The organism is Hymenobacter coccineus, assembly GCF_001816125.1.
In the GTDB taxonomy this organism is placed as follows: Bacteria; Bacteroidota; Bacteroidia; order Cytophagales; family Hymenobacteraceae; genus Hymenobacter; species Hymenobacter coccineus.
Map to the genome: position 1 here is coordinate 36,214 of NZ_MDZA01000110.1, position 15,564 is coordinate 51,777.

Here is a 15,564-nt window from a genome sequence, read left to right on the forward strand (position 1 = left end):
CCCCATGGAAAAATACTTGTTTTTGCTGCTGCTGGCAGCGGGGGCCCCGGCCGCCGCGCAGCCAGCTGGTCCCTTAGCCGCCAGCCTGGGCTCCGTGAAAGTGGTGTTTGCACTGAATGCGGCCGGCCAGCCGACTTATAGCGTCGCCTGCGGCCAAAAGCCGGTGGTTAATGCTTCGCGGCTAGGCATTACGCTAGCCGATGGCCCGGGCTTCGACGGGCCCTTGGTGTTGCTGGGCAGCGAGCGGAAAGACGTGGACAATACCTGGCAGCCGGTGTGGGGCGAAGTCAAAAACATCCGCGACCATTACCAGCAGCTTACCGTGCACCTGCGCCAGCTGGCCGCCCCCGGCCGCCGGCTGGACGTGGTGTTCCGGGTGTTTGCCGACGGCGTGGGCTTTCGCTACGAGTTTCCGCGGCAGTTGGCGCTGGGCAATTTCGTGGTCCGCGACGAGCTCACCGAGTTTGCCCTGCCCGCCGACCACCAGGCCTTTTGGATCCCCGGTGACTACGACACCAACGAGTACTACTACACGCACTCGCGCCTGAGCGCCGTTGACGGCGCACCGCAGGTTAAGGCCTCCACTGAAATTGCCGTGCGCGTGGCCCCGGACCCGCAGGCCGTGGCCACGCCGCTCATGCTCAAGGCCGACGACGGGCTGTACGTGAACATTCACGAGGCGGCGCAGGTCAACTACCCGGCCCTGCAGCTGCACGTGGACCGGGCCAGCCACCGCCTCACGGCCCGCCTCGTGCCCAACGCCGTGGGCAGTAAAGCCTTTTTGCACGCGCCCTGCCGCACGCCCTGGCGCACAATCATCGTGAGCGACCGGGCCTCCGACATCCTGGCGTCCAAGCTGATCCTTAACCTGAACGAGCCCAGCAAAATCGCCGACACGGGCTGGATCAAGCCCATGAAGTTCGTGGGCGTGTGGTGGGAGATGCAGATTGGCCGCACCGACTGGAAGTACGCCAGTAGCGCTGACACGCTCGACGCCCGCGGTCAACTTATTCCCACCGGCCGCCACGGGGCCAATACGGCCAACGTGAAGCGCTACATCGACTTCGCCGCCCGGCACGGCATTGCGGGCGTACTGGTGGAGGGCTGGAACGTGGGTTGGGAAGACTGGTTTGGCAACTGGAAGGAGAACGTATTCGATTTCGTGACGCCGTACCCGGATTTCAATGCACAGGAAATCAGCCAGTACGCCAAAGCCAAGGGGGTGCAGATGATCATGCACAACGAGACCTCGGGCGCGGCCACCAACTACGAGCAGCACTTCGACACGGCTTACCAATTCATGAACAAGTACGGCTACCCGGCCGTAAAAACCGGTTACGTGGGCCGCATCATCCCGCGCGGCGAGCACCACGACGGGCAGTGGATGAGCAACCACTTCGTGCGCGTGGCCGAAGCAGCGGCCCGGTACCGGGTAGTGGTCGACATGCACGAGGCGGTGCGCCCTACCGGCCTGGGCCGCACCTACCCCAACTGGCTGGCCAGCGAGGCCGGCCGCGGCAACGAGTACAATGCCTTTAGTACCGGCAGTCCGCCCGACCACGAGACTATCATGCCCTTTACCCGCCTCATGGGGGGGCCAATGGATTACACGCCCGGCATTTTCAAGCTTAAAAACTACGAGCCCACCGGCAAGCGCCAGGTGCGCACCACCCTGGCCAAGCAGCTGGCTTTGTACGTAACCATGTACTCGCCGCTGCAAATGGCGGCCGACCTGCCCGAAAACTACGAGCAGCACCTCGACGCGTTCCAGTTCATCGCGGACGTGCCCGTGGACTGGGACGATACCCGCATCCTGGCCGCCGAGCCCGGCGATTACCTCACCACCGTGCGCAAAGCCAAGGACAAGGACGAGTGGTACTTGGGCAGCATTACCGACGAAAACGCTCGCCAGCAACCCGTGAAGCTGGATTTCCTCACGCCCGGTCAGCGCTACGAAGCCATCCTCTACGCCGACGGCGAAGGCGCTGACTGGCAAAAGAACCCAACTGCTTACCAAATCACCAAGCGAGTGGTCACCAACAAGTCGGTGCTCACGCTGAAGCTGGCGCCGGGCGGCGGCGCGGCCATCAGCTTTCGGCCCGTCGGCAAGTAAAGGGCCCCAGCCGCCTTGCCCATTTCCTAATTTCTGGCCCAAGCGGGGGGCCCCTTCGCCTGCGGTTCCATCGCCTGTGGTTCCATCGCCGCTCAGGGCCCAATCATACTTATTTTCTCGTTTCTACCCTGTTATCCAATGCTTACGCTACGCACCGTTTTCAAGCATAGCCGGGTCCTGGCGGCGCTGGCCTGGTTGCTCATCGGCTGCCAACCGGCGGTGCCGGATGCCCCCACTCCGGTTGCGCCCACCACGGCCACGCCGGCGCAGTACGGCACCCCCTACGCCGGTGTGCCGAACCGGGAAGACGCAGTCATTTACCAAGTCAACATGCGGGCCTTCAGCCAAAACGGCAACTTTGCCGGCGTCACGGCCCGGCTCGATTCCATCAAGGCCATTGGCGTGAACGTGCTCTACCTCATGCCCATCTACCCGGTCGGGGCCCTAAAATCGGTGAACTCGCCCTACTCCGTGAAGGACTACACGGCCGTGAACCCGGAGTTTGGCACCCTTGACGACCTGCGCACGCTGGTGGACGGCGCCCACGCCCGCGGCCTGGCGGTGATGCTGGACTGGGTAGCCAACCACACCAGCTTCGATCACTCCTGGATTACGGCCCACCCCGACTGGTATCTGCGCGACGGGGCCGGCACCGTCCTCTCGCCGCCCAACACCAACTACACCGACGTGGCCCAGCTCAACTTCAGCAGCGCGCCCATGCGCCTGGCGATGGTAACGGCCATGAAATCGTGGGTGTACATGGCCAACGTCGACGGTTTTCGCTGCGACTACTCCGACCCCGTTATCCCGCCCGACTTCTGGAAGCAGGCCATTGATACGCTGCGTAACGTTAAGACCCACAAGTTGCTGCTCCTAGCCGAAGGCACTCGCAGCGCTAATTTCACGTCGGGCTTTGACTACAACTTTGGCTTTAACTTCTATGGAGCATTGCGCAATGTGTACGAGCGCAATGGTGCTGCCACTGGCCTTACGCCCCTCAATACCAGCGAATACGTAGGCGCTAACTCCACGCAGCAAGTTGTCCGGTACACCACCAATCACGACGTGAATGGCACGGACGGCACCCCCGTGGCTTTGTACGGCGGCAACGCGGGCGCCATGTCAGCTTTTGTTATTGCCTCTTGCCTCAAGGGTGTTCCCTTTGTGTACAACGGTCAGGAAGCGGGGATGACCGTGCCCATTACCTTCCCCTTCACCACGGTAAAAGTGCAGTGGGGGCAGCACCCTGATGTGAAGCGTGCTTACCAGCAGCTGCTCGCTGCGCGCGCTGCCAGCCCCGCGCTTCAGCACGCCGCCCCAGTGGCCTATAGCACGAATGACGTGTGTGCCTTTACCAAATCGGAAGGCAGTGACCAGGCGCTGGTACTAGTTAATGTTCGCAATGCCCCTACCCAGTATGCAGTGCCCGCTGCTCTTGCTAACACCAATTGGACCAATGCGTTACAGGGCGGATCTGTTACGGTAGGCACGCAGATTTTGCTGCCAGCGTACGGCTACATGATACTCAAGAAATAGCAAGGCAGGTTTTGAGGACGACTAGCAACGATGAACAGGCTATAAGTTAGCCGCAGCCACATTCACAAATTGACAAACGACCAGTTATTATGAGAATCATGTACACGAAAGGAAGAATCCAGGTACTTGCCCTGCTAACAGCATTTTTTACGGTTGTGTTCTCTACTGTTTTCGGCCAGGATCCGGGGCAGTACAGCACCCCCTTTAAGGGGGTTCCCGATACCAGGGATATCACTATGTACCAGGTGAACATACGGGCTTTTAGCCCGGGGAGCAACTTAGCCGGGGTTACTGCTCGATTGGATGAAATCAGTGACTTAGGGAGCAATGTCGTTTACTTAATGCCGGTTTTCCCGGTGGGCACCGATGCAAGAAGTAAAGTTGCCAGTTCTGCTTCTCCTTACTGCATCAAGGACTTTACCGCCGTAGGGGCAGAATACGGAACATTAACAGATTTGCGCCAACTCGTTGATGGGGCGCATAGCCGGGGCATGGCGGTGATACTTGATTGGGTGGTAAACCAAACTTCCTGGGACCATCCTTGGATTACGCAGCATCCCGACTGGTATGTGCGGGATGCCAATGGTATTATTCAACAATTGGGGTCATACGCGGATGTGGCGGCGCTTGATGTAAATAATGTAGACATGCGCAATGCCATGATTAAGGCGATGCGCTACTGGATTTTTGCAGCCAACGTCGATGGTTTCAGGTGTGACTTTGCGGACAATCCAGGGCTTGATTTCTGGAAGCAGACAATAGACAACTTAAGGAGCATAAAAGCCCACAAGCTGGTTATGCTGGCCGAAGGCGAGCGCGTGGAAAATTTCAACGCTGGATTTGACTTAAATTTTGGATTTAAGTTTTACAATAACGCGCTGAAACCTATACACGCGGGCGCTCCGGTCACCAATATTCAAACCACCACAGACGTAGAATATACCTATGCCAACACTACGCAACAGATAGCCCGTTACACAGGTAACCACGACACAAATGGATCGGAAGGCACGCCGCTTGAAGTATTTGGCGGAACTGCTGGGGTAATGGCAAACTTTGTAGTGGCGGCTTATATGAAAGGCGTACCCTTTATATACGGTGGCCAGGAAGTGGCGTTTGCCCAACGAATACCTTTCCCCTGGGATGGGGTAGACATTGACTGGAGCCAAAACGCCACCGTTACCGAGGAGTTTAAAAACGTTATTGGCTTTAGAAACAGCAGTACGGCCATCCGGCGGGGCGTAATGGCCAATTATTCTGATTTGAATGTTTGTGCTTTTACAAAAATAGCCGGCACAGAAAAAACCCTCGTATTTTCTAATCTCAGGGCCACCGCATCAGCCTATGTGATGCCGGCTGCTTTGGCCGGTACTTACCAAAATGCTTACACTGGCGCTACCGTAACCTTAACTGCCGGCGCTACCCTGGCTTTGAAAGGCTTTGAATACCGTACGCTGACCACCATGAATATTCCGGCCTTTACCCGGATAGCTGTCTCGCCCTTGAACACCAGCATTGTTATTGGGGCTACTAAACAACTTACCGCAACCGTCACCCCGTTCGCTGCCAAAAATCAGTCAGTAACTTGGAGCTCCAGCAATACCGCTATAGCTACTGTTGATGCATCCGGCTTGGTTACCGGCATTGCCAAGGGCAGTGTTACCATCACGGCTGCTATTGCCGGCAATAAAATCGCCACATCGGCCGTTACCGTTGTGGAGCCCAACAGGTTCACAGTTAACTTTTTCAAACCAGCGGGTTGGGCCGCAGGCGTAAATGTGTACTGGTACAATGCCGAGCCGGCCGGTTCACTGCCCAGCCCTGCCTGGCCCGGCGTAAGCATGACTACTACCGGGGACGGCTGGTATAGCTATACGTTTACCAATATCTCCTCTACAACCGTTATTTTTAACGATGGCACCCGTCAATCAGCCGATTTAACCAGGAATAAAACCGGGTGGTACGTAAATGGTACTTGGTACGATACCAAACCGGTAGTTTCAACTAATACGTTCACAGTTAACTTTTTCAAGCCAGCGGGTTGGGGCGCGGGCGTAAATGTGTACTGGTACAATGCGCTGCCAGCCAGTGCGCCGCTCAGCCCTGCCTGGCCCGGCGCAAGCATGACTACTACTGGGGACGGCTGGTATAGCTACACGTTTACCAATACAGATTCTGCGGTTCTTATCTTCAACGACGGCACCAACCAAACAGCCGATGGTATCCGGGATAAAACCGGTTGGTATGTAACTGGTACTTGGTACGACACCAAACACGGCATTGCAATGAGCTCGGCCACTAGTACTCTACTTGCTGTTAACTCGGCAGCCAAAGCAATTGATGATGGAGCGCAGACAGCCACTTCTGTGCAACTATTTCCCAATCCGGCAAAGGATAATGTATTCAGTATCTACCTACCCGACTTGCCTGAGAATGAAGTAGCAACTCTTTCTGTTCTGGATATAAATGGGAGGATAGCACTGAAAACGCAGGTGCATCAATCAGCCACAATCAGCCACAACCTGCCGGCAGGAATATACATTGTCCGGATAAGTACCAAAGGAACGAGTATTACGAAAAAGCTTGTCGTGGAGTAGAGCTAAGCAATTAGCCCCTACTATTGAAAAGAGGGTGCCTCGATAGGGTACCCTCTTTTCAATAGTATGAGGTGGTCGGGTAGAAACGGACACCGAGCTAAGGTAGGTTGAAAAGATAGTGGAGTTCGATTTCGAGTGGGGTGCAGTAGCCCAGGGCGGAATGCAGCCGCTGGGTATTGCAGTAATGGTCCAGGTACTCAGCCAGTTCTAAGCGGGCTTCTTCCAGGTCGGCAAAGCAGGACCCTCGGGGCAGCAGCTCGGTTTTGAGTGTGCTCCAGCCGCTCCCGGCCAGGGCGTTGTCGTAGGGGTTGCCGGGCCGGCTCAGGCTGGCAATGGCCTGGGTAAGGTATAGGAGCTGGGTAAAGGCTTCGCTGGTGTACTGGCTGCCGCGGTCGGCGTGCACGAGCAGGCCGGGCGGGGGCTGGCAGACGGCCACGGCCTGCTTAAAAGCGGTCAGAATCAAGTCTGTATGCAGCGACTCGCTCACGTGCCAGCCCACCACGCGCCGGGAAAAGGCGTCGCGCCAGCAGGCCAGGTAGGCCCAGTGGCCCGTGGCCAGGGCCAGGCAGGTGATGTCGCCCACCCAGATTTGGTTGGAGGCGGCGGCCGCGGGCCAGGTGGCGAGCTTATTGGCCGCGGCGATGGCCTGTGGGTCGGCCTGGGTAGTGCGCGGCGGCCGGGTGCTCGCGCGCGTATAGAGGGCCCGTAAGCCGCTGGCGCTGAGCCAGCCGCGCAAACGCTGGTGGCCCACCACGTGGCCTTCGCGCCGCAACTGGGCCCGTAGCCGGCGTTGACCATAGCGGCCGGCCTGAGTGGAGAAGACACGCTGGGCTGCCACTTGCCAGGCGGGAAGTGCTGGCTCGTCTGTCAGCACGGGTGCAAGCTTACACCACGCGTAGTAGCCACTGGTACTAGTAGCACTGGTGCCGCACGGGCCAGCAGGGGGCCTGTAACGCAATGAACGTGAAGCGCTTCATCGGCCCGTCGGTTGCGAAAAGATGGTCAGCGCTTTTTTTAAAATATCCCGCTCCATTTCGGCACGGGCCAATTGGGCTCGTAACTGCTTGTTTTCCTGCTCTAGCGCTTCGCTGCCTGCTGGACGAGCGGCCTGGCTGCGGGCCGCCCGCACCCACTTGCCCAATACTGCCTCACTCATGCCTAACGCCTGCGCTACGCGCGTCGCCGCCTGCCCGTCCTGCGTTACGCGGCGGACCGCTTCGGTCCGGAAGGCCGCATCGTACTTTGTTCGCTGCCGTTTACCGGCTGGTATTGCTGCTTCCATGACAGGAGGAAAGTTACTTTCTCCGTGTCCACTTTTACCCGACCACCTCAGTAGGGGCGCTTATGTAACTAGCATCAACTACCAGATACCCTATCTTACTCATCAACAACTTCTTCAACTTGACTCCTTAAACTGTCCAGCTTAATTAGGGTGAGCTTAAACCGGCCGAAAGTGCTCTTCATGCAACCGCAGCTAGGCCAAATAAAGAGAAATGTGGTTTGATTTTATAAATTAAGCCGAGTGCCTAATTATTTTTAAATCAGATAATTAGGCTACAAGTCCCGTATTATTTTCTTGATGGATATTTGATGAATGTGAAATGGGGAACGGGTAGGTTTCCTTTGCGCCATTCAGCCCTGGCTGAAAGCGCTTCCCTCACTTTCCTCCTTCCCACCCACCATGCAAAAAACAGGGTTTACTCTTTTGACCACCGTGCGCCGGCAGCTAATAATCGTAGCTCTGCTTATCGGCTTTAGCGCCACGGCGACGCGGGCGCAACAAGTTATCTTAGAAGGGTTCTGGTGGAACTACCAAAACAACAATTACCCCAACGGCTGGGCTAATTACGTCGCTGACCTGGCCCCGCGCCTCAAGGCCCTAGGCATCAACGCCGTGTGGATACCCCCGAACCTGAAAACGCGGATGCCGACTAACACCGTTTATTCAAATGGCTATTCACCCTTCGACAATTATGACCTCGGCGACAAGTATCAGCACGGCCGGCTGCGCACCAACTCGGGCACGAAGGATGAGCTGCTACGGGCCGTGGCCATTTTGCACGCCAACGGCATTGATGTGGTGCAGGACATTGTGCTCAACCATCTCGACGGGGCCGGCTCGGACGACAACAACACCGGGGGCCAGGACCCGGCCGCCGCAGACGATGGTAAAACCAACCGGATGAAAAACTTTCGCTACGTGAGCTACACCTCGCCGGCCAGCAGCGAAACGGCCGCCAACTACCTAGCCCGCACGGGTCGGTTCGCTAAAAACTGGCAGAATTTCAATCCCAACCCCGGTAACAATACCATTACCGGCGACTGGAATGCCCCCTACTTCGGCCCCGATATAAGCTACTATCCTGGCTCTTACGGCCAAAGCTCCAACGCCACGTACAATCCTGGGCAAGCCAGCGACTACATGCGCAACAGCACCCGGGGCTGGCTGGTATGGTACAAAAAGCAGGTGGGCTTCGACGGCGTGCGCCTCGACGCGGTGAAGCTGTTCCCAGACTTTGCCACTGATGATTTTCTCAACAGCCTGCAAAATAGCGCCGATTGGGCCAGCGGTGGCGCGACCATGTTTGCCGTAGGTGAATACGCCCAAGCTACCGCGGCCCAGATGGACCAGTGGGTAGCCAACGTGAACAACCGCGCCGGCACCTTTGACTTTTCGCTGCGCGGCGGCCTGCTCGCGCTTATCCAAGGCAATGGGGCCTTTAATATCGGCTCGCTGCCTAGCTATCAACAAGGCACCCGTGTGGTCACCATCAACGGGACCACCGTGCATCGTACGGTGCCGTTAGTCAACAACCACGACACCTTTCGGCCCACCGTAGATGCCAGCGGCAACTACACTGGCTGGGATACCGGCGGGGAGCTGTACCCGCACATCGACCCCTCCGACCCGCGCCTCTCGGCCGCCTACGCCGTGGCCCTGGCCGTGGACGGCTCGCCCCAGATTTTCTTCGAAGATCTGTTCAACATCGGTACCACCGGCAAGCGCTTTACCCATAACCCCCGCAACGCTACTGACCTACCTACCCGCTCCGATATCGAAAACCTGATTTGGTGCCACCAAAACCTGCACTTCAAAGACGGGGCGTACAAGGTGCCTTACCAAGCCAACGACTACCTGATAATCGAACGGAGCACCACAGCTATTATCGGCATTAGTGATAACTGGGATACCTGGCAGAACGTCACCATCAGCTGCGACTTCCCGGCGGGCACCGTGCTCAAGGACTACTCCGGGGCCAATGGCAACGCCACGGTCACCGTTAGTGCCACGCAAACGGTGAGCATTAATACGCCACCCTGCAACGGCACGGCCGCCAGCGGCCGCCGGGGCTACTCGGTGTGGGCGCCGGTCAACGCCGTGACCAACTACACCCTCACCGGCCGCGCCACTACTCAGGAGTGGGAGTTAGCCGATGACCTGGGCGACTCCGACAGCCGCTCGCTCGGCCAGGGCGGACAGCTGCCCGCTGGTTCCACCGCCTACCGCACGGCAGGCCGCATCTACGTAGGGGCCAATAAAAACATCAGCTACACCCTCTACCCTAACGACGCCACCCGCAACCTGACGGTGACCGTATTTGATAACGCGGGAACTTCCCTGAATAGTGTCAGTGGCACGGGTGCGCTCAACGGCTCCTACACGCCTACCGCCGAGGGCTGGTACCTACTCAAAGTCAAAAATAGCATGGTCACTAATCCTGGGCAGCGCTGCAACCTGAAAGTAACTTATACCCCGCCCCCCGTGGTAGTTGGGGCCATCGCCAACCGCGAGAGCACCCCGCTTGCTACTACTCCTAGCAGCGAGGCGGTTGAAGCAGTTGCCCTGCATATTTTCCCGAACCCTATCACGGCCGATGCCATTGCCTTCACAATTCAGACGCCCACCGCCCAGCTCGTAACGGTGCAGCTGTATGATTTAACAGGACGCTTAGTACACGCGCAAACCGCCCAACTGACCCCTGGCCTGAATAGGCTGATGCTGAACGGCCCCCGGTCACTGAATGCCGGACTCTACCAGCTGCGCGTGCCGGAGCTACGGCTTAGCCAACACGTGGCAATGGAGTAACTGGGGGCTGTTGCTATGGAACAAAAAAATGCCGTAAGTAGCAGATGGCGGCTACCAGGACGCCTAAGGGGACGAGCTAGCGGTAAAGGAAGTTCTTGTTACAACGGGATACTGTTGGCGAATTCATTTGGGGATAAAGAGGCTATTTTCGGAGGCACCTTAACCGCCTCTGCTCATGAGCCTGCACCCTCAACCCAGCACGCCTGTTCCGCCCCAAACGCGCCAGATAGCGCAGGCAGCATTCCCGCGCAGCAACCACTATCTACTGCTGCGCGATACCTTGGGCACGCTGCATGACGATGCCCTCTTTGCCGACCTGTTTCCGCAGCGGGGGCAAGCGGCCCAGGCTCCCTGGCAGTTAGCGCTGGTGACGCTGTTGCAATTCGCCGAGAATCTCTCCGACCGCCAAGCCGCCGATGCCGTGCGCAGTCGCATCGACTGGAAGTACCTGCTGGGCTTGGAGCTGACCGATGCCGGGTTTGATTTTAGCGTCCTCTCTGAATTTCGTCAACGGTTGGTGGCCGGCAAGGCCCAGGAACGGCTCCTTAGCCACCTGCTGGTCTGTTGCCAGGACCAGCAGTGGCTCAAAGCCGGGGGTGAACAGCGCATGGACTCAACGCACGTGCTAGCCCGGGTCCGGGATATGAACCGCCTAGAGTGTGTGGCGGAGACGATGCGCTTCACCCTCAATAGCTTGGCCACGCTGCTGCCCGACTGGTTGGCCCGCCATCTTCAGCCGGGGTGGGCCGCCCGGTACGGCCCCCGCGCCGAGGAGTACCGCCTGCCACACACCAAACCCCAGCGGGAAGCCTATACCCAGCAAGTCGGGCAGGACGGCTGGTGGCTGCTGGAGCAAGTAGAACGGGATGAACAGGCCGCTTTGCTGTGGCAGCTGCCGGCGATCGATAGCTTGCGCCGAATCTGGCTCCAGCAGTTTCAGGTGGTGGAGGGCCAGCTCAGCTGGCGCGTGGAGAACCAAGGAGAAGTACCCCCCTCCGCGCAGCTCATCAGCTCTCCCTATGATTTGGAAGCCCGCTTTAGTCGCAAGCGCACCACGACGTGGGTGGGCTATAAAGTCCATTTGAGCGAAACCTGCGAAGCCGACCAACCGCATTTGATTACGCAGGTCGCCACGACCGTCAGCACGGAGGTAGATTCGACTACCTTGCCTCACATTCAGCAAGGACTGGCTGAGAGGTCGTTACTCCCATCGCAGCAGCTGGTCGACACCGCTTACGTGAGCGCCGAGCTGCTCGTCCAGAGTCAGCAACGCCATCACGTGGAGTTAGTCGGGCCTGCCCGGAAAGACCAGCAATGGCAAGCTTTGGCGGGGCAGGGCTATGCGGCGGCGGATTTCCACGTGGACTGGGACGCGCAGCAGGCCACTTGTCCCCAGGGACATCCGTCACAGTCCTGGATTCACACGCTGGAAAAAGGCCAGCCCCGCGTGTTCATCAAGTTCTCCCGCAAGCACTGTGGGCCCTGCCCCGTGCACGCGCAGTGTACGCGCATGAAACGCCGCGCCATTAAGCTGCGCGCCGACGCACCCTATCAGGCCTTGCAAGCGGCCCGCGTGCGCGATAGTCAGGCGGACTGGCCGCTGCTTTATAATCAGCGCGCGGGCATTGAAGGCACCCTCTCGCAAGGGGTCCGAGCGTTTGGCCTGCGCCGCTCGCGCTACGTGGGCCTGGCCAAAACCCATTTGCAGCACGTCTTTATCGCCGCGGCGATGAACCTGTCGCGCATCGTAAACTGGTTAAACGAAGTGCCGTTAGCCCAGACCCGTCAGGCCGCCTTCGAGCGATTGATTCCGCCAGCAAGGGCTTAAAACCAATTCGCCAACAGTATCCTTTTGCAACAAGAACCCCGCAGGTGGCTGGATTGGAACAGCGCCCAACTCATCAACCGCACTGGGAAACCTGCCCGGGGGAGGCGTTGAGCGAGGTGCTCGGCGTTGACTGGGCAGCGCCCGTGAAAATTGGCGGAGCAGCGGTTGCCAAGCTTTTTATTCCTACATTTGTACCAGTTGGTACAATATTGCTTCTCCCCCGGCACGCATCATGACTGGACGGCCCAAAACGTTTGACGAGCACGAGGTGATTGACCGGGCGCAGCGCGTTTTCTGGCGGCGCGGCTACTCCGCCGCCTCTACCGAGGAGCTGCTGGCGGCCATGGGCCTTGGCAAAGGCAGCTTCTATCTGGCCTTTCCGGGCGGCAAGCGGGAATTGTTTGCCAAAACGGTGCAGCAATTTCACCGCGACAACCTGCGCCAGTTGGAGCAACTGGTCGCGACCAGTGCGCAGCCGCTGGAAGTGCTCAAAGACTACTTTCGCCGCATCGCCACCGCCGCGCCAGAGGCCCATGAACGGGGCTGCTACCTGGGCAATACGGTGATGGAAATGGCCTCGCTTGACCCGCAACTGCAACAGGCTGCCGGGCTACTGCTGAAAAAACTGGAAGCGTTGTTTTTCACGGTCATTCGGCAAGCCCAGGCCACGGGCCAGCTCACCAACCCGACCGCCGCCGGCCTGCTGGCCCGGCACCTGCTGACGTTGTGGAACGGCCTGAGCATTACCCGCCGCCTCTACCCGGATAACGCACAGCTCCGCGAACTCATTGATTTACAGCTAGCTGTGCTCGCCTAATTTTTTGCTTTATTCTGTACTGCTCGGTACAGTTATCGCGTATGGGCCATCAATGCCCTTCCCATTTTTTCACCTCATTTCCTCTTTTCACTCATGGACACGCAAACCCAAGTTCATTACCGCACCGTTGCCGTGAACGGCCTCGACCTGTTTTACCGCGAGGCCGGCCCGGCCGAGGCGCCGGTCCTGTTGTTGCTGCACGGCTTTCCGACCTCGTCGCACATGTTCCGCGACTTGATGCCGCTGCTGGCCGACCGCTACCGCGTGGTCGCGCCCGACCTGCCGGGCTTTGGCTTTACCACCTCGCCGCCCGCCACGGCGTTTGCCTACACCTTCGACCACTTGGCGGACGTCATTGGCGGCTTTACGCAGGCGCTGGGGCTGGCCCGGTACGCGCTCTACATTTTCGACTACGGCGCGCCGGTGGGCCTGCGCCTGGCCGTGGCGCATCCCGAGCGGGTGACGGCCCTCATCACCCAGAACGGCAACGCCTACGAGGAAGGCCTGAGCAGCGGCTGGGACCCGGCCCGCACGTACTGGCAGGACCCCACGCCCGAAAACCGCGCCGCGATGCGCCAGATGCTCACCTGGGACACCACCCAGTTGCAGTACCGCCACGGCACGCCCGACCCCACGCAGCTGGCCCCCGAGGCGCCCGCGCTGGACTTCTGGGGCCTGAGCCGCCCCGGTTACGACGAGATGCAGCTCGACCTCATCCGGGACTACCAAAGCAACGTGGCGCTGTACCCGCGCTTTCAGGACTATTTCCGTACCCACCGCCCCCCGACGCTGGCGGTGTGGGGCGAAAACGACCCCTTTTTCCTACCCGCCGGCGCGCACGCCTACCGCCGCGACAACCCCGCCGCCCAGGTACAGTTGCTGCCCACCGGGCACTTTGCCCTCGAAACGCACGTGGTCGAAATCGCCGGCCTTATCCGCGCGTTCCTGGCGTCGGTGCCGGCTTCGGCGTAGGGTGCGGAACGAATCTGCCGCCCTTGCGCCCTCGGTGGGCCCCAGTTTTCCCCTCATTTACCTCTTCTCCTTATGCAGCTTCTCTCCGTCAACGTCGGGCGGCCCCGCGTCCTCACCTGGAACGGCCGCGAAATCAGGACCGCCATTTTCAAGCAGCCCGTGACCGGGCCGGTGGCCCTGGCCGGGGTCAACCTCGCGGGCGATGAGCAGGCCGACCTAAGCGTGCACGGCGGTTCCGACAAGGCCGTGTATGCCTACGACGCCGCCCACTACGCCCTTTGGCGGACGCGGCTGCCCGCCTGGACGGACTGGACCCCGGGCCTGTTCGGCGAAAACCTGACGACGGAGGGCTTGCTCGAAACCGCGGTGCGCGTGGGCGACGTGTTTGGCCTGGGCACGGCCCGGCTGCGGGCCGTGCAGCCCCGGCAACCCTGCTACAAGCTCAACGCCCGCTTTGATGACGCGGGCATGGCCGCCCGCTTTGCCCGGGCCGGCCACCCCGGCATTTATTTCCGGGTCGAGGAGCCGGGCACGGTTCAGGCCGGCGACGCGCTCACCCTGCTCGAAGCGGCGGCGACCCCCGTCACCATTCAAGACCTTTCGCACGTGCTAACGGCCCGCACGGTCGACGCGAGCCGGCTGGCCGAAGTGCTGGCCCTTCCGCATCTGCCGGCCGAAGTGCGTCGGCAACTTACCGGCCGCTGAGGAAGGAGTGCGTTTCCGGTAGAAGAAAGGTCAATTTAAACCGGAGACTGTCCACCTGGGGAACCCGTTTAGCTTTTGGACCAAACTTTTGACCACGTAAGAAGCAAGGCGGTAGGGGATAAGAGCTTTGTTTTTTGACACGAACCCGGCGGTATCTTTGTTTTAGCCGCGCACTAAAGCTTTTGGTGATGGAATCCGAACTGACCACTTTCCTGACGACAATAGACACCCCGGCGTTCCGCCGCGACAATCTGGCGAAGGTGCGGGCCAAAGCCGCAGCCGCTAAGGGTAGCGGTAGTTCCCAGCTTTCGGTTTCGGTGCCAGCCGCTGAATCCGTGGACGTTGCCTTGCCAACGACCCATTTACAAGCGGTGGTGAGCGGTAAATGAGCCCAGAACCGCCCGTCCTACACCTTTTCGGCGGCCCAAACGGCGCGGGAAAATCGACCCTGTTTGCGCGCTTTCTGGAAACCGCGCAACAGCCCATCGAGCAGGTAAACGGCGATGTGCTCCAGCAGCAGCACCCTCAGTTTGAGATGGTCGGGTAAAAATGGACACGGAGAAAGTAACTTTCCCCTGTCATGGAAGCAGATAAACCAGCTGGCAAACGGCCGAGAACTAAGTATGACGCGGCCTTTCGAGCCGAGGCAGTCCGCCGCGTAACGCAGGACGGCCAGGCGACGACACGCGTAGCGCAGGCGCTAGGCATGAGCGAGGCCGTGTTGGGCAAGTGGGTGCGGGCGGCTCGCACCCAAGCTGCCCGCCCAGCGGGCAGCGAAGCCCTGGCGCAGGAAAACAAGCAGTTACGGGTCCAATTGGCCCGTGCTGAAATGGAGCGCGATATTTTAAAAAAAGCGCTGACCATATTTTCACAACCGACGGGCCGATGAAACGCTTCGCTTTCATTGCT

Annotated in this window: 13 protein-coding genes; 11 read left to right on the forward strand and 2 right to left on the reverse strand. The window is 59.4% G+C overall.

Going from position 1 to position 15,564, the window contains the following annotated elements:
- Positions 1–4 precede the first annotated feature (4 nt).
- The 3 genes from BEN49_RS08015 (at position 5) to BEN49_RS08025 (ending at position 6,246) form a co-directional block, all read left to right on the forward strand.
- Positions 5–2,113 (forward strand): glycoside hydrolase family 97 protein, encoded by a 2,109-nt coding sequence (locus BEN49_RS08015; RefSeq protein WP_070742517.1) that lies wholly within the window; start codon positions 5–7, stop codon positions 2,111–2,113.
- Between the two features lie 138 nt (positions 2,114–2,251).
- Positions 2,252–3,649 carry an alpha-amylase family glycosyl hydrolase gene (locus BEN49_RS08020; RefSeq protein ID WP_070742518.1) on the forward strand — a complete coding sequence of 466 codons (1,398 nt, stop codon included), beginning with the start codon at positions 2,252–2,254 and terminating at the stop codon, positions 3,647–3,649.
- Between the two features lie 98 nt (positions 3,650–3,747).
- Positions 3,748–6,246: a starch-binding protein gene (locus BEN49_RS08025; RefSeq protein ID WP_158022793.1), complete on the forward strand. Its 2,499-nt coding sequence runs from the start codon at positions 3,748–3,750 to the stop codon at positions 6,244–6,246.
- A gap of 97 nt (positions 6,247–6,343) precedes the next feature.
- Here the strand turns inward: BEN49_RS08025 and BEN49_RS08030 are convergent, their stop codons facing one another.
- Both BEN49_RS08030 and BEN49_RS08035 read right to left on the reverse strand, forming a co-directional pair.
- The gene (locus BEN49_RS08030; RefSeq protein WP_083325903.1) at positions 6,344–7,204 is read right to left on the reverse strand and encodes an IS3 family transposase; all 861 of its coding nucleotides are present in this window, start codon (positions 7,202–7,204) and stop codon (positions 6,344–6,346) included.
- A gap of 15 nt (positions 7,205–7,219) precedes the next feature.
- Positions 7,220–7,528, reverse strand: coding sequence for a transposase (locus BEN49_RS08035; RefSeq protein WP_070742521.1), 309 nt, complete (start codon positions 7,526–7,528; stop codon positions 7,220–7,222).
- A gap of 399 nt (positions 7,529–7,927) precedes the next feature.
- Here BEN49_RS08035 and BEN49_RS08040 point away from each other — a divergent pair, with 399 nt between their 5' ends.
- From BEN49_RS08040 to BEN49_RS08070, 8 genes are all read left to right on the forward strand, one after another.
- On the forward strand, positions 7,928–10,333 hold the full coding sequence (locus BEN49_RS08040; protein ID WP_083325904.1) for an alpha-amylase family glycosyl hydrolase: 2,406 nt from the start codon (positions 7,928–7,930) through the stop codon (positions 10,331–10,333).
- Positions 10,334–10,508: 175 nt separating this feature from the next.
- Complete coding sequence (locus tag BEN49_RS08045; RefSeq protein WP_070742523.1) at positions 10,509–12,161, forward strand: IS1182 family transposase; 1,653 nt, start codon at positions 10,509–10,511, stop codon at positions 12,159–12,161.
- A gap of 232 nt (positions 12,162–12,393) precedes the next feature.
- Positions 12,394–12,978, forward strand: a complete 585-nt coding sequence (locus tag BEN49_RS08050) for a TetR/AcrR family transcriptional regulator (protein ID WP_070742524.1) — start codon at positions 12,394–12,396, stop codon at positions 12,976–12,978.
- A 93-nt stretch (positions 12,979–13,071) separates the two neighbouring features.
- On the forward strand, positions 13,072–13,950 hold the full coding sequence (locus BEN49_RS08055; RefSeq protein ID WP_070742525.1) for an alpha/beta fold hydrolase: 879 nt from the start codon (positions 13,072–13,074) through the stop codon (positions 13,948–13,950).
- Positions 13,951–14,022: 72 nt separating this feature from the next.
- A complete protein-coding gene (locus tag BEN49_RS08060) occupies positions 14,023–14,655 on the forward strand; it encodes an MOSC domain-containing protein (RefSeq protein WP_070742526.1) in 633 nt (210 codons plus the stop codon).
- Positions 14,656–14,843: 188 nt separating this feature from the next.
- Positions 14,844–15,044 carry a hypothetical protein gene (locus BEN49_RS08065; RefSeq protein WP_070742527.1) on the forward strand — a complete coding sequence of 67 codons (201 nt, stop codon included), beginning with the start codon at positions 14,844–14,846 and terminating at the stop codon, positions 15,042–15,044.
- Positions 15,041–15,202 carry a zeta toxin family protein gene (locus BEN49_RS30895; protein WP_083325905.1) on the forward strand — a complete coding sequence of 54 codons (162 nt, stop codon included), beginning with the start codon at positions 15,041–15,043 and terminating at the stop codon, positions 15,200–15,202. The genes BEN49_RS08065 and BEN49_RS30895 overlap by 4 nt, the downstream gene beginning before the upstream one ends.
- A 33-nt stretch (positions 15,203–15,235) precedes the next feature.
- Positions 15,236–15,544, forward strand: coding sequence for a transposase (locus BEN49_RS08070; protein WP_070742528.1), 309 nt, complete (start codon positions 15,236–15,238; stop codon positions 15,542–15,544).
- Positions 15,545–15,564 lie beyond the last annotated feature (20 nt).

Coding starts and splice junctions, on each gene's coding strand:
- BEN49_RS08015 (WP_070742517.1), top strand. CDS start 5: ATGGAAAAATACTTGTTTTTGCTGCTGCTGGCAGCGGGGGCCCCGGCC.
- BEN49_RS08035 (WP_070742521.1), bottom strand. CDS start 7,528: ATGGAAGCAGCAATACCAGCCGGTAAACGGCAGCGAACAAAGTACGAT.
- BEN49_RS08065 (WP_070742527.1), top strand. CDS start 14,844: ATGGAATCCGAACTGACCACTTTCCTGACGACAATAGACACCCCGGCG.
- BEN49_RS08025 (WP_158022793.1), top strand. CDS start 3,748: ATGTACACGAAAGGAAGAATCCAGGTACTTGCCCTGCTAACAGCATTT.
- BEN49_RS30895 (WP_083325905.1), top strand. CDS start 15,041: ATGAGCCCAGAACCGCCCGTCCTACACCTTTTCGGCGGCCCAAACGGC.
- BEN49_RS08070 (WP_070742528.1), top strand. CDS start 15,236: ATGGAAGCAGATAAACCAGCTGGCAAACGGCCGAGAACTAAGTATGAC.
- BEN49_RS08060 (WP_070742526.1), top strand. CDS start 14,023: ATGCAGCTTCTCTCCGTCAACGTCGGGCGGCCCCGCGTCCTCACCTGG.
- BEN49_RS08020 (WP_070742518.1), top strand. CDS start 2,252: ATGCTTACGCTACGCACCGTTTTCAAGCATAGCCGGGTCCTGGCGGCG.
- BEN49_RS08040 (WP_083325904.1), top strand. CDS start 7,928: ATGCAAAAAACAGGGTTTACTCTTTTGACCACCGTGCGCCGGCAGCTA.
- BEN49_RS08055 (WP_070742525.1), top strand. CDS start 13,072: ATGGACACGCAAACCCAAGTTCATTACCGCACCGTTGCCGTGAACGGC.
- BEN49_RS08045 (WP_070742523.1), top strand. CDS start 10,509: ATGAGCCTGCACCCTCAACCCAGCACGCCTGTTCCGCCCCAAACGCGC.
- BEN49_RS08050 (WP_070742524.1), top strand. CDS start 12,394: ATGACTGGACGGCCCAAAACGTTTGACGAGCACGAGGTGATTGACCGG.